This is a genomic window from Stenotrophomonas genospecies 3, assembly GCF_054473855.1.
In genome coordinates, this window is record NZ_JBTMUR010000007.1 from 221,042 (window position 1) to 235,296 (window position 14,255).

The following is a 14,255-nucleotide window of genomic DNA, read 5'->3' on the forward strand; positions in this document are numbered from 1 at the left end:
CCACGCCGCCCTATGCTCAGGGTTTGACCCCGTACAGGAACGCCGATGCGCCCGCATCTTCTTGCCCTCGCCCTGGTCGCCGCGCTGGCCGGTTGCCAGCCCGCCGACGCCCCGACCAACGCTTCCACCCCGGCCACCAGCCAGCAGGCCGGTGACGCGGCGGTCGATGCCGCCTTCGCCGACCTGTCCAAGCGCGCCCTGGACACCTGGATGCAGCTGTCGCCGGTCAGCGCTACCCAGATCGGTGACCACCGCTACGACAGCGAGCTGGACGACCTCAGTACCGCCGGCCAGCAGAAGACCCTGGCAGCCTACAAGGCGCTGCTGGGCGAGCTGGACAAGATCGAGGTGGCCAAGCTGGGCCGCGAGAACCAGGTGGACGCAGCGATCCTGCGCAACCAGCTGCAGTCGGAAATCTGGAACGCCGAAGTGCTGCAGTCCGGCAAGTGGGACCCGCAGCTGTACAACGGCATCGCCGGCAGCGCGATCTACGGCCTGATGGCGCGCGAGTTCGCGCCGCTGCCGGAGCGCATGAAGTCGGCCACCGCGCGCATGGAAAAGCTGCCGGCGATCTTCGCCCAGGCCCGCGAGAACCTGGATCCGGCACGGGTGCCGAAGATCCACGCCGAAACGGTGGCCAAGCAGAACAAGGGCATCCTCAGCATCGTCGATACCTTCATCACCCCGCACATCGGTGAACTTCCGCAGGCCGACCAGCAGCGCCTGCAGGCCGCCATCGATGGCCTGAAGAAGGCCGTGGACGAACAGCAGACCTGGCTGGACAAGACCCTGGTGCCGAACGCCAAGGGCGACTTCCGCATCGGTGCGGAAAAGTACGACCAGAAGCTGAAATTCGCGCTGAACTCGTCGCTGTCGCGCCAGGAGATCGGTGAGCGAGCACGCGCCGAACTCAAGCGCGTGCGCGAAGACATGTACGGCATCGCGCAGACCGTGCTGAAGGACAAGCCGGGCGCACCGGAGATGCCGGCACAGCCGACCGACGAGCAGCAGCAGAAGGCGATCGAGGCCGCGCTGGAGCTGGCCTACGCCGACAAGCCGGCACGCGACAAGGTCGTCGACGATGCCAAGGCCGCACTGGAGCAGTCCACCGCGTTCGTGCGCGAGCACGATCTGATGACGCTGCCCGACGCGCCGGTGGACATCATCCTGATGCCGGAATTCCAGCGTGGCGTGGCCGTGGCCTACTGTGATTCACCGGGTCCGCTGGACAAGAACCTGAAGACCTTCTACGCCGTGTCGCCGATTCCGGACGACTGGAACGACAAGCAGGTCGACTCGTTCCTGCGTGAGTACAACTCGCGCATGATCCACCTGCTGAGCATCCACGAAGGCACCCCGGGCCACTACCTGGAAGGCTGGCATTCGGCCAAGTTCCCCTCCACCCTGCGTGCGGTGCTGCGTTCAGGCCTGTTCGCCGAAGGCTGGGCGGTCTACACCGAGCGCATGATGCAGGAGCAGGGTTACCTCAACAACGACCCGCTGTTCCACCTGGTGCAGCTGAAGTTCTACCTGCGCACGATCTCCAACGCGATCCTCGACCAGGGCGTGCACGTGGACAACTGGGATCGCGAAAAGGCGATGCACCTGATGACCCATGACGCATTCCAGCAGGAAAGCGAAGCCTCGGGCAAGTGGGTGCGCGCGCAGCTGACCTCGGCACAGCTGCCGACCTACTTCGTCGGTGCGCAGGAACACTTCGACACCCGCAAGGCGATGCAGGACAAGCTGGGTGACAAGTTCAACCTCAAGGCCTATCACGACCAGATGCTGTCCTACGGCGCCCCGCCGGTGCGTTTCGCACGCCAGCTGATGCTGGACCAGCCGATCGAGTGATCGCGCAGGTGTGAGTTGGAAACGGAACGGCCCGGGGAAACCCGGGCCGTTTTCTGTTCGGCGTCCCGGGATGGACCCATCCACGCATGGCGTGGATCTACTACCCGCCTGCCAGTAGATCCACGCCATGCGTGGATGGCATTCAATTCAGCGCGCGATGAAGCAGGCGCTCGAACTGCACGTCACTGCATCCATTCTGCCCACACCCGGGAAGCGCGAGCTCCACCCGACCGGGTGGCTGTACATCGCTCAGCGGCAGCGCATCTCGCAGTTGCGCGGTGGTCGGGTAGACGTAGGCCAGGCGGAAGCGCACTTCGCCGGCCCCACGATCACGCCAGCGTTCAAACTGCAGCAGGCCGCCGATCGGCGTCTTCTCATACTGGCCCGGCAACGTGTAGTCCGTGATTCCCAGCGCCGCCAGCACGGAACCGATGTTGGAATCGTGGCCGACCAGCAGGCTCACCTTCGGTGACGCCGGATCTTCGAACAGCCCGTCTATTCTTGCCAAAAGCGGCGCGGCCACGTCCCGCGCCACCTCGGGTGTTCCGAACAGGATGTCCTGGTAGCGGTTGCGGATCTGCGCCAGCGCCTGCCATTGGGCGTCCGTGTTCAATCGGCCCCAGCCTTCGCGGGGGATGCCACTTCCCTGGTAGTGCTCCATCAACAAGGCATCGACCAGCCCGCTGGCCAGGGCCAGTGAACCGGAAGTACGCGGTTCTTTGCCCGGCTCTGCGCTGAAAATGGAATCGGCCGGCGTCAGGTGGCATTCGCTGCGGCCTGCGCACGCAGCCGACTGCGGGTAACGGGTGATCGCCTCCACCGTCGCCAGCGCCGGTGCCAGATCCGATGCGGCCTGCGCCTGTTGCATCGCCGACAACGCGCGTTCGCGGAAGGCCGCATCACCGTTGTGGATCACCGGATTGAACAACGGATCCATCGTGCCCAGCGGCATGCGCTGTTCCACCGTCACGTGGCAGCCCGGGAACGCACCGGCAACGAAAAACTGCGCGGTGGCCTGGGTGCGCTGCAGGCTGTTGGCGTGCGCGTGGAAGTCGCTCGGCTGCGGGCAGCCCGTTGCCGGCAGCAACTTTGCCTGCCGCAGCCACTGGCCGATGTAACGGCCCATGTAGACCTCCAGCACGCCGCCCTTGTTGGTCAGCTCGCCGGCGCCTACGTCCCAGCTCGGCCAGCGCTCCGGAGTCGCATTGGCCAACGCGCCCGATGCCACCACCGGTGCGCGCAGGTTGTGGCGGCTGAGAAGGATGACCTGCTCGAGGGCTTCGCCTTCCACTGATGGCGATGCAGCGGCTGCGGCAGTGGCGACCAGTGCCAGCACCAGCGCCAGCAGCAGGGGGCGTAGAGAACGAATCATGCGGGCCTCCGACCCCAAGGAATGCATCCACGCATGGCGTGGGTCTACTGGTCTGCAGCCACAAAACCACCGGTCTGCCGCGCCCACAAGCGCGCGTACAGGCCACCGGCCGCAATGAGCTCGGCATGGGTGCCGGTCTCGACGATGCGGCCCCGGTCCATCACCACCAGCCGGTCCATGCGTGCGATGGTCGACAGCCGGTGCGCGATCGCGATCACCGTCTTGCCGCCCATCAGCTGGTCCAGGCTGTCCTGGATCGCCGCTTCCACTTCCGAGTCCAGTGCCGAGGTCGCCTCATCCAGCACCAGGATCGGTGCGTCCTTCAGCAGCACGCGGGCGATGGCGATGCGCTGGCGCTGACCACCGGACAGCTTCACGCCGCGCTCGCCCACGTGCGCGTCGTAGCCACGCCGGCCCTGCCCGTCCACCAGCGTATCGATGAAGGCTGCGGCGCGCGCCTTGGCCACGGCGGCATGCAGCTGCTCGTCAGTGGCATCGGGGCGGCCATACAGCAGGTTGTCGCGGATCGAACGATGCAACAGCGAGGTGTCCTGGGTGACCACGCCGATCTGCCGGCGCAGGCTTTCCTGCGTAACGTACGCAATGTCCTGATCATCGATCAGGATACGGCCGCTTTCCAGGTCGTACAGGCGCAGCAGCACGTTGACCAGGGTCGACTTGCCGGCACCGGAAGGACCGACCAGGCCGATCTTCTCGCCCGGCTTCACCACCAGGTCCAGTCCGGCGATCACGCCGCCCTTCTTGCCGTAGTGGAAGTGGATGTCCTGGAAGTGCACGCCACCACGGATCACCTGCAACGGCACCGCATCCTCGCGGTCCTGCACGGTCAGCGGCTGGGCGATGGTAGTGATGCCATCCTGCACCGTACCGATGTCCTCGAAGATGCCGTTGATGGTCCACATGATCCAGCCGGACATGTTGTGGATGCGGATCACCAGGCCGGTCGCCAGCGTGATCGCGCCAACAGTGATGTGGCCACCGTTCCACAGCCACAGCGCGAGCCCACAGGTACCGGCAATCAGGAAACCGTTGACGATGGCGATGGTCAGGTCCATGCCGGTGGTGATGCGGGTCTGCGCACGGTGCTTGACCGCCAGTTCCTGGATCGACTCGGCCACATAGGCCTGCTCGCGTCCGCCATGGGCGAACAGCTTCAACGTGGGAATGTTGGTGTAGCCATCAACGATGCGGCCCATCGCCTTGGAACGCGCTTCGGAGGCGATCCATGCGCGTTCCTTCGCGCGCGGAACGAAGTAGGCCAGGATCACTGCATAGGCCAGCAGCCACAGGATCAACGGCACCATCAGCCGCCAGTCGGCCTGCGCGAACAGGTACAGCGCGGTGCCGGTGTAGACCACGATGTACCAGAGCGAGTCGACCATCTGCACCGCCGACTCGCGCAGCGAGGTACCGGTCTGCATCACCCGGTTGGCCACGCTGCCGGCGAAGTCGTTCTGGAAGAAGTTCAGGCTCTGCCGCACCACGTAGTTGTGCATCAGCCAGCGCGAGCGGTTGCTCAGGCCAGGCACGATGGCCTGGTTGACCAGCAGGTTGTGCAGGCCGACCAGTATCGGCCGCGCGATGACCGTGATGAACAGCATCCAGCCCAGCTCGTTGGCATGGCGCTTGAAGAAATCGGCCCCCGGCTGCTCGGCGACCATGTCGACGATGCGGCCCAGATAATCGAACATTGCCACTTCCACCAGCGCCAGCAGCAGGCCGGCGATCAGGGTGGCCAGCAGCACCGGCCACACCGGGCGCAAGTAATGCAGGTAGAACGGCACCACCTTGCGCGGCGGCATGCGCCCGTCCACGGGCGGGAACACCGGAATCAGGGATTCAAACCAACGGAACATCGCATTCCCTCGCCATCAATAGCCGGCGGAGTATCCCACGCCGCGTGTGTACGCCAGCCGATGATCGCCGCGGTTCCGGTAGTGCCGGCCGCTGGCCGGCCCCCTCGCGACGCTTCCGGGGATCATCAGGTTGCCGGCCAGCGGCCGGCACTACCGATGGGATTCGTCAAACGGCAGCGCCGGGCCACGCCCGGCGGCGTCATTTCACCGGGGTGAACAGCAGGTCCTGGAAATCGAAGCTGAAATCGGTCAGGTCGGAGATCGACTGCATGCGCACCTCGCGCACCTTGCCGTCCGGATCCAGGCTGAAGTTCACGAACGCGTCGGCGTTGAGCGAACGGTCGTCCCAGCGCACGATGAAGGTGTCATGCTGCCAATGCTCCAGGCGCCCGCTCAGCTGCGCGGTCTTCATGAAGCGCAGGCGCAGTCCCTTGCCCTCGGCACTGACCTGCATGTCGCCATACCAGCGGTCGCGGAACGTGCCGGTGTAGCCGGCCAGTGCCAGCGATGGCTTGCTGCCCTTGTCGCGCGCGCTCTGGTGCTTGGCCCAGGCCTCGTCGGCCTTGTCCTGGCCCTTGGTCACGGCCTTGGCATAGGCGTCCACCCAGTCGTGCTTCTCACCGCCCAGGTAAGCATCAAGCACGCTCAGGGTGATCGCGTTGAACGCCGCGCCTACTTCCTGGTTGGTCAGCACCACCACGCCCAGCTTCTCGCCTGGCACCAGGGTCAAACGCGAGACCATGCCCGGCCAGCCACCGGTATGCCAGACCAGTTTCCGGCCGCGGTAGTCACTCAGGCTCCAGCCTTCGCCGTAGCCGGCAAAGTTGGCCCGCGCCGGCGCCAGCTCCGGCACGCTCGGCGCCGGAATCGACTGCGGCGTGATCATCCGCCACATCTGCTGCTGGCTCTTGTCGCTGAACAGCGCAGTGCCATCGGCGAGCTTGCCTTCGGCCAACTGCACCTGCATCCAGCGCGCCATGTCGTGCGCACTGGAATAGATGCCACCGGCACCGGCATTGTTCGACCAGGTCAGCGGTGCAACGGTACGCAGGTCCTTGAAATCGTACTTGGCGTGGCCGACCGCGGCCTTGTCGCCCGGCTTCAGGTGATCGGCGTTGTAGCGTGTGCCGGCCATGCCCACCTTGTCGAAGATGCGGGTCTGCAGGAACTGCTGGTAGCTCATGCCGGAGACATGCTCGATCACCTGCTGGGCAACCGCGTACAGGATGTTGTCGTACGCATAGCTCTCGCGGAATCCGCCCTTCAGCGGCACCTTGCCCAGCCGCTCCACCACTTCGGCATTGCTGTAGGAGGTGGTCGGCCAGAACAGCAGGTCACCTGCGCCCAGGCTCAGCCCGCTGCGATGCGACAGCAGGTCGCGGATCGTCATCTGCCCGGTCACGAACGGATCGGACATGCGGAACGACGGCAGGTGGTCGATCACCTTGTCGTCCATCTTCAGCTTGCCGTCCTCGGCCAGCAGGTTCAGCGAGGTGGCGGTGAACGCCTTGGTGTTGGAAGCAATGGCGAACAGCGTATCGGCCTGCACCGGTTCCGGCTTGCCCTGCTCGCGCACGCCCCAGCCGCGTTCCAGCACCACCTCGCCATCCTTGACCACTGCCACGGCAATGCCGGGCACGTCGAACTGCGCGCGCACGCGCTCGACGGTCGCATCCAGGTCCTGCAGCTGCGCCGGGGTGGCAGCACTCGCCATGGTCGTGCACGCCAGCAGCACGGCTCCTCCAATCCAGGGTTTCATCCAGCACGATCTCCGAACAGGGGTGGCGGCCATGTGCAGGCCGTCACCGGGGTTTCGCGCGATGGTAACGGTCTGCAGCGCACCCTGCCCTGTGCCATAGGAGGGGTGTCATGGGCGGGAACGGCCAACCGAGCAACGGCTCCACCATCATTCCATGCCTGCGCTATCGCGACGCGCAGGCCGCCATCGACTGGCTGCAGCGCGCCTTCGGCTTCCATGCCCAGGCCGTCTACGCCGATGGCGATACGGTGTTCCATGCACAGCTGACCTTCGGCACCGGCATGATCATGCTCGGCTCGGCCGACAAGGAAAGCGAGTGGAACCAGCATGCGGCGATGCCTGATGAGGTCGGCGGCCGCCAGACCCAGAACGCCTGCGTGATCGTCACCGATGCCGATGCGCACTATGCACGGGCCAAGGCCGCCGGTGCCCGCATTGTCATCGACATCGCCGACCAGGACTATGGCGGACGCGGTTACGCCTGCGCCGACCCGGAAGGCTATCTGTGGTGGTTCGGCAGCTACGACCCGTGGCGCGCGGACCACGGCCAGTGACCGCGACCGCCCGTCCGGCGGAGATCCGCTGCGGCATTGGTGGCTGGGTGTTTCCCGAATGGCGTGGCGGCATGTTCTATCCGCCAGGCCTGCCGCAGCGCGAAGAGCTGGCCCATGCCAGCCGGGCCCTGCGCTGCATCGAAATCAACGGCACGTTCTACCGCACGCCCACCGCGGCGCAGTGCGCGCAGTGGGCCGCACAGACACCCCACGGTTTCCGGTTTTCGATGAAGGCGCCACGCTACCTGGTACAGCGCCGTGACCTGTCCAGCACCGTGGAGGCCGCCGCACCGTTCCTTGAGGCGGCGTTGGCACTCGGTGACCGGCTCGGCCCGTTGCTGTGGCAGTTCGATCCGCGCCATCCGGCCGATGCCGATGCGTTGGGTGCCCTGATGGCGCAGCTACCGAAGCAATTGGAAGGGGTGACGCTGCAGCATGCGCTGGAGGTCCGCAATGCCGAGGCACATGGCCCGGCACTGGTTGCTGCCGCCCGTCGACACGGCGTGGCGCTGGTGATCGAGGACAGCGACGAGGCGCCACTACACGGCGATGTCAGTGCCGGCTTCGTCTACGCCAGGATCAAGCGCAGCCAGGCCCGCTTGAACGAGGGCCTGCCGGCCCCGGTGCAGCAGCGCTGGGCGGAGCGCGCACGACGCTGGTCACGCGGCGAGCCGGTGGACGACCTGCCCTGCCAGGCCGCGCCGGCACCGTCAGAGCCGCGCGAGGTCTACCTGCTGTGCATTGGTGCGGGCAAGGCACGCAACCCGGCGGCGGCGATGGCCCTGCAGCGGCGGGTAGATGGGGCCAGCAAATCCTCACGCGGATAGCGCTGCGGTCATCGCCTTGCCTCACAATAGGCGGATGAGCACACCCGACACCCGCAAAGCGCTGTGGCAGATCCACTTCTGTGTCCTGCTGTGGGGCGTCACCGCCATCCTCGGCAAGTTGATCACCCTGCCGGCGCTGCCGCTGGTGTGGTGGCGCATGCTGCTGGTGACGGCGATGCTGGCGCTGCTGCCGCGGGTCTGGCGCGGATTGCGTACCCTGCCACTGCGCCTGGTGGCGGGCTACGCCGGCATCGGCGCGCTAGTCGCCCTGCACTGGCTGACGTTCTACGGCGCGGTAAAGCTGGCCAACGCCTCGGTGGCCGCCACCTGCATCGCGCTGGCGCCGGTATTCACCTCGATCATCGAACCGTGGGTAGCCAAGCGACCGTTCCAGCTGCGTGAACTCGCCTTCGGCCTGGCGGTGCTGCCGGGTGTTGCACTGGTGGTCGGTGGCGTGCCCGATGGCATGCGCCTGGGTGTGTTGATCGGCGCGATATCGGCGCTGCTGGTGGCGGTGTTCGGCTCGCTCAACAAGCGCATGGTCAGCCACGCCGATCCGCTTACGGTCACCGCACTGGAGCTGGGCGCCGGCACCCTCACCCTGACCCTGCTGGCACCGCTGATGCCCTACCTGCTGCCGGCGCTGGCCAGCCCACTATGGGTGGTTCCGGACCTGCACGACGGCATCCTGCTACTGGTACTGGCCGGGTTCTGCACGCTGCTGCCGTTCGCCCTGGCCTTGGTCGCGCTACGCCACCTGAGCGCCTACACCGTGCAGCTGGTGACCAACCTGGAACCGGTCTACGCGGTGGTGCTGGCGGTGGTGCTGCTGCGCGAGCAGCACGAAGTCACGCCGTGGTTCTACCTGGGCGTGGCGATCATCGTCGGCGCGGTGTTCCTGCATCCGTTGTTGAACCGCCGCAAGCCGGTGCAGCACCCGGAGATTCTCGGTACGTCGGAAGCACGCAACATCGCCGATTGAGCGTATCCGCGCAGGGTGCGAATCGCCTTGTCAGCGCTGCGGCCAGTGCCATGCCGGGGCATCCAGCAGGCCCTGCCCGCTCAACAGCGTGCGCCCCTGTTCCTTGTGCAGATGCAGCGAATGACAGCCGGGCGCCTGCTCCAGTGCTGCGATCAGTCGGCTGGCGTGTGAGACCACCCACACCTGGCTGCGCGCACTGGCCGCGATGATCAGCCGCGCCAGCGCCGGCAGCAGGTCAGGATGCAGGCTGGTCTCCGGTTCGTTGAGCACCAGCAGCGGCGGCGGGCGCGGCGTGTGCAGTGCCGCGGCCAGCAGCAGGAAGCGCAGCGTGCCGTCGGACAGCTCGGCCATCGACAACGGCCGCAGCAGCCCCGGCTGGTGGAAGCGCAGGGCGAGTCGACCGTCCAGTTCCTCGAACCCCACCGTGGCGCCCGGGAACGCATCGTCCACGCTGCGCGCCAGTGCGCCCGGATCACCGATCTCGAGGATGGTCACCCAGGCCGCCGCCAGATCGCGACCGTCGTGATGCAGCACCGGCGTGCGCGTGGCCATCGCCGGTTGCCGTGCCGGGGCATCGGCGTCGCTGCGGAAATGGTCGTAGAAGCGCCAGCGACGGATGTACTCGCGCAGGGCGATGGTTTCCGGCATGCGCTGCGGATCGCCAACCTGGGTGAACAGACTGTCGAACAGCGACAACCGGTCATCGACCAGATCCCAACCGCGCGCATGGCGTTGCCGCACCATTGCCCCACGTCGGTCGACCAGCAGGTTGGCGCTGCGCAGGAACGGCCCGGCCCAGATCGCCTCGGCCTTGATCTGAGGGTCCAGTGCGAAGGCCGAACGGCTGGGCGGTGGGTAGCCCAGGTCGATGGCATAGCCGAACTCGTCGGTGGTGAAGCCCAGCTTCAATCCCACCGATTCCTGACGTGGGCCGCCCTGCAAGGGGATTTCGCCGGCAGCAACCCGACGGTCCATTTTTTCCGGCCCCGCCCACAGCGCCGAACCGAGCCCACCTTCGCGGGCCAGAACCGCCGCGACGCCGCCCTGCGCGGTCTCCGCAAGCAGGCGCAGCGCGCGGTACAGGCTGGATTTGCCACTGCCATTGTCGCCGGTCACCACATTCAACTGCTGCAGCGGCAGTACCAGCCCGTGCAGCGAGCGATAGTGGGCGATGGCCAGGGTCTGCAGCATGGTTGGCATCCGGGGAAACAGAGAGGTCATGCTGCCCGGTTCTGATCGCAGGAACTGCGACGCGATGTGAATCGGAAACTGCATCCACGCATGGCGTGGATCTACCTGGGGGTGCTTCAGCCCGCCCGTTCCACCCGGTTGCGACCATTGCCCTTGGCCCGGTACAGCGCCTTGTCGGCGCGCGCCAGCATGTCATCCACGCTTTCACCTGGCTGGTGCTGGGCAACACCGATGCTGACCGTGACCGGGAATCCAAGCGGCAGGTCAGCCACGGCCAGGCGCAGGAACTCGCATTGCAGTTCGGCCGTATGCAGGTCGGTGCCCGGCATTACCGCCACGAACTCCTCACCGCCGTAGCGCGCCGCCATGCCGCGGCCGGCGAAGTGCGAGCGCAGCAGCACGCCCAGCTCGGCCAGCACCCGGTCGCCTGTAGCGTGGCCCTGGAAATCATTGATGTGCTTGAAATGATCGATGTCGAGCAACGCAACGCAGGCGACGCCCGGTTGCCCATCGATCTTCACCACCGCCTCTTCCAGTGCCGCCGCCATTGCGCGGCGGTTGGGCAGGCCGGTCAGCGCATCGGTGCGGCTCTGCTCGGCCAGGTCGGCATTCTGCGCCAGCAGCACGTCCTGGTACTCCGACAGCAGGCGCTCGTAGTCATCGCGTTCCAGCATGTGCTTCTGGATGTCGAGCGCGAAACGGCGCAGCTCCATCACCAGCATCACCTGCCGTGACAGCGCGGCCAGTGCCTCGGCCTTGTCGCTGGGCAGGTGCTGCGGATGTGCATCGAACACGCACAGCGTGCCCAGAGGCAGGCCATCGGAACTGATCAGTGGCGCACCGGCGTAGAAGCGGATGTGCGGGTCGCCGGTCACTACCGGATTATCGTGGAAGCGGATGTCCTGCAACGCGTCCTCGACCACCATGATTTCCTGCGGCTGCAGGATGGCGTGGCCACACATCGATTCGCTGCGCAGGTTTTCCGCCGCGTCGATGCCCTGGATCGACTTGAACCACTGCCGTTCGACGTCGATCAGGGTCACCGCCGCCATCGAGGTACCGCAGACTGCCTTGGCGATCGCGACCAGGTCGTCGAAGGATTTCTCACGCTGCGAATCCAGGATCCGGTAGCGGTACAGCGCCTCGAGCCGCAGGGCTTCGTTGGCAGGCTTGTCGGGCTTGATCATGCAGCGTCACGTTCCGGCAGGTCACTGCGGAGTCTAGCTGATGCCGGTGCGCAATCCGCACAACGGGGAGTGCCGGCCGCTGGCCGGCATCCCGCGCTCATTCGATGCCTGGTGCAGCCGGCCAGCGGCCGGCGCTACCGCGCGTTACCAGTCCAGCTGCTTCGGCAGCAGGCCCTGCAGCTCCTGCTCGGTCAGGTTGCGCCACTGGCCCGGCTTCAGCGCACCGATCTTGATGTTGTCGATGCGCACGCGGCGCAGCTGGGTCACGCGATAGCCGAATTCGGCGGCCATCAGGCGGATCTGCCGGTTCAGTCCCTGCTGCAGGGTGATGCGGAATCCGAACTTGGCGATGCGCGAGGTCTTGCACGGCAGCGTCATCTGGTCGTGGATGCGCACGCCGCGCGCCATGCCACGCAGGAACTCGTCGGTGACCGGCTTGTTCACCGCCACCAGGTACTCCTTCTGGTGGCCGTTCTCGGCACGCAGGATCTGGTTGACGATGTCGCCGTTGCTGGTCATCAGGATCAGTCCCTCGGACTCCTTGTCCAGGCGCCCGATCGGGAAGATGCGCTGTTCGTGGCCGACGAAGTCGACGATGTTGCCCTTGACCGAGGTTTCGGTGGTGCAGGTCACGCCCACCGGCTTGTTCAGCGCGATGTAGACGTGGCGGCGGGCGCCGGGCTTGCGTGCCACGCGCGCGCGCAGCGGCTGGCCGTCGACCAGCACCTGGTCTTCCTCGCCCACCACCGCACCGGTGCCGGCCGCGTGGCCGTTGACGGTGACGCGGCGGGCGGCGATCAGGCGATCGGCCTCGCGGCGGGAGCAGAAGCCGGTGTCGGCGATATGTTTGTTGAGTCGGGTGGTCATCTCCCTATTATCCGGCATCGCCGCCCGCTACGCTTCATGCCGGGGCCGGCGGATCGAGCTCTTCGCCGTCGAACACCCGGTTGCGACCCGCCCGCTTGGCCACGTACATGGCATGGTCGGCCCGCCGCAGCAGCCCGGCCAGGTCATCCTCACCCGGCCGCCACTGCGCCAGTCCGATGCTGGCGGTCACTTCCAGGCCCGGCACCTGCAGGGCCTGGCCGGCTTCGGTGATGCGCTGGCGCAGGCGGTCCAAGCGCGCCGACGCCGCCTCGCGCGGCATGCCCGGCATCAGCAGCAGGAACTCCTCGCCGCCCATCCTCACCACTTCGTCCTGGCTGCGGACTGCCGTGCGCAGGGCTCGCGCTACCGCCACCAGCACCTGGTCGCCCACCGCGTGGCCATGGCGGTCGTTGATGTCCTTGAACAGGTCGATGTCGAGAAAGCCGATCACCAGCGGGCCGCGCTCACGGTCGACCTGTGCCAGGTGACGGGCCAGCTGCTGCAGGCCGGCCCGGCGGTTGGGCAGCCCGGTCAGGCCGTCGGTTTCGGCCAGCTGGCGCAGTTCATCGCGCTGCTGGCGCAGCCGGCCCAACCGCTGGTTCATGGCATAGGCGGCCATCATCAGCAGCCAGGTCACCGACAGCTGCAGTGCTTCCACCCGGTACTCCAGCAGCCACCCCGCACTGCTGGCATCGGCTGCGATCATCACCAGCAGTGGCACCAGCGCCGCCAGGCCCGCCAACGCCCAGCAGTCACCGCGCAACCAGGCACGCATGCCAGCGGCCAGTGACAACAGGCAACCGAGGATGAAGGTCAGCTGCAGGCTCTGCGCGACCAGCGCCAGGGTGTCCCAGCGCAGCCACGGCACCAGCGCGGCCAGTCCCATCAGGCCCCACAGCACAGCCTGCTGTGCCGGCCGCGAGCGTGGCAGCAAGCGGTCCCCGCCGTTGAGGCGCCACAGAGCGGGCAGTACCAGCGCCTGGGTCGCGGCGGTCAGCGCCAGCAGCCACCATGCGCCGCGCTCGCCCACCGGCAGCCACGGTTCGGGATAACCGCTCAAGCCGCCAAGAACCGCCTGCCACACCACCACCACGATCGTCGCGCCGATGTAGACCAGGAAGCTGCGGTCACGGGTGGTCAGGTAGGCCATCAATGCCGACAGCGCCAGCGCGATCGCCACCGCGATGCAGGCCGCGCGCACCAGCAGGCGGGCGGTATCGTTCTGCTGGACCGGACTGGGCGCCCCCAGCCGCAAGGTTGGCACCCAGCGCGCTTTCAGCGGCGCCTGCCACGACACCAGGAACGGCTCATGGCTGCCTGCCGCTGGCACCGCCACCAGGCCGATGCCGGCGCGGAAGCGCGAATCACGGGTGCGCGCATCGTGCATGTTGCCGCAGATCTCGCGGTCACCATGCTGTACGCGGACTTCGCCAGCGAACACGTTGAACACAACCAGCGCCTGGGGTTGCCCCGACCAGCCCCCGGGCGGCGCCGGTACCTCTACCTGCTCGCGCGGCCCGGCCAGCATCGTGGGCGTACAGCTACGATGGGGTGTCGGTTCGTCCGTCGGTGCGCCAACCAGCAGGAAATCCCGGCCGGCCTCGGCCAGGCGCGCGTGCACCAGACCGGGAAGCAACACTCCCATCAGCAGGACGACCAGCAGCGCCCCTGTTTCGTACCGCCACTGCCTGACGCCCACGCCACATCCTGTTCCTGCTTACGTCCGCGCCCACTGCGCGTCGCCCCTGGCGCGCATTATCGCAGCCGGGCACGCCACGCATGTGT

At 66.9% G+C, this 14,255-nt stretch carries 11 protein-coding genes; 4 read left to right on the forward strand and 7 right to left on the reverse strand.

Annotation, left to right across the window (positions count from 1 at the left end):
• Positions 1-45: 45 nt before the first annotated feature.
• Positions 46-1,854, forward strand: a complete 1,809-nt coding sequence (locus ACX9OT_RS11655) for a DUF885 domain-containing protein (RefSeq protein WP_459002178.1) — start codon at positions 46-48, stop codon at positions 1,852-1,854.
• A gap of 142 nt (positions 1,855-1,996) precedes the next feature.
• Here the strand turns inward: ACX9OT_RS11655 and agp are convergent, their stop codons facing one another.
• The 3 genes from agp to ACX9OT_RS11670 form a co-directional block, all read right to left on the reverse strand.
• Positions 1,997-3,226, reverse strand: coding sequence for a bifunctional glucose-1-phosphatase/inositol phosphatase (gene agp, locus ACX9OT_RS11660; RefSeq protein ID WP_459002180.1), 1,230 nt, complete (start codon positions 3,224-3,226; stop codon positions 1,997-1,999).
• 44 nt (positions 3,227-3,270) lie between these two features.
• On the reverse strand, positions 3,271-5,103 hold the full coding sequence (gene smrA / locus ACX9OT_RS11665) for a multidrug efflux ABC transporter SmrA (RefSeq protein ID WP_459002182.1): 1,833 nt from the start codon (positions 5,101-5,103) through the stop codon (positions 3,271-3,273).
• A 199-nt stretch (positions 5,104-5,302) separates the two neighbouring features.
• A complete protein-coding gene (locus tag ACX9OT_RS11670) occupies positions 5,303-6,862 on the reverse strand; it encodes a serine hydrolase (protein WP_121503858.1) in 1,560 nt (519 codons plus the stop codon).
• A 110-nt stretch (positions 6,863-6,972) separates the two neighbouring features.
• On the opposite strand from ACX9OT_RS11670, the gene ACX9OT_RS11675 reads away from it, so the two are divergent.
• Genes ACX9OT_RS11675 through ACX9OT_RS11685 form a run of 3 tightly spaced genes read left to right on the forward strand, consistent with a single transcriptional unit; the run spans position 6,973 to position 9,225 of the window.
• Positions 6,973-7,416 carry a VOC family protein gene (locus ACX9OT_RS11675; protein WP_032128347.1) on the forward strand — a complete coding sequence of 148 codons (444 nt, stop codon included), beginning with the start codon at positions 6,973-6,975 and terminating at the stop codon, positions 7,414-7,416.
• A complete protein-coding gene (locus ACX9OT_RS11680; protein WP_459002185.1) occupies positions 7,413-8,243 on the forward strand; it encodes a DUF72 domain-containing protein in 831 nt (276 codons plus the stop codon). The genes ACX9OT_RS11675 and ACX9OT_RS11680 overlap by 4 nt, the downstream gene beginning before the upstream one ends.
• Before the next feature lie 34 nt (positions 8,244-8,277).
• Positions 8,278-9,225, forward strand: coding sequence for a DMT family transporter (locus ACX9OT_RS11685; protein ID WP_049461762.1), 948 nt, complete (start codon positions 8,278-8,280; stop codon positions 9,223-9,225).
• Positions 9,226-9,255: 30 nt separating this feature from the next.
• On the opposite strand, the gene ACX9OT_RS11690 is transcribed toward ACX9OT_RS11685, so the two are convergent.
• The 4 genes from ACX9OT_RS11690 to ACX9OT_RS11705 form a co-directional block, all read right to left on the reverse strand.
• Positions 9,256-10,416, reverse strand: coding sequence for an AAA family ATPase (locus tag ACX9OT_RS11690; protein WP_180844844.1), 1,161 nt, complete (start codon positions 10,414-10,416; stop codon positions 9,256-9,258).
• A gap of 116 nt (positions 10,417-10,532) precedes the next feature.
• The gene (locus ACX9OT_RS11695; RefSeq protein WP_180844843.1) at positions 10,533-11,603 is read right to left on the reverse strand and encodes a sensor domain-containing diguanylate cyclase; all 1,071 of its coding nucleotides are present in this window, start codon (positions 11,601-11,603) and stop codon (positions 10,533-10,535) included.
• Positions 11,604-11,747: 144 nt separating this feature from the next.
• Positions 11,748-12,470, reverse strand: a complete 723-nt coding sequence (locus ACX9OT_RS11700) for a pseudouridine synthase (RefSeq protein ID WP_049424580.1) — start codon at positions 12,468-12,470, stop codon at positions 11,748-11,750.
• A 34-nt stretch (positions 12,471-12,504) separates the two neighbouring features.
• On the reverse strand, positions 12,505-14,169 hold the full coding sequence (locus tag ACX9OT_RS11705) for a sensor domain-containing diguanylate cyclase (protein WP_459002188.1): 1,665 nt from the start codon (positions 14,167-14,169) through the stop codon (positions 12,505-12,507).
• Positions 14,170-14,255 lie beyond the last annotated feature (86 nt).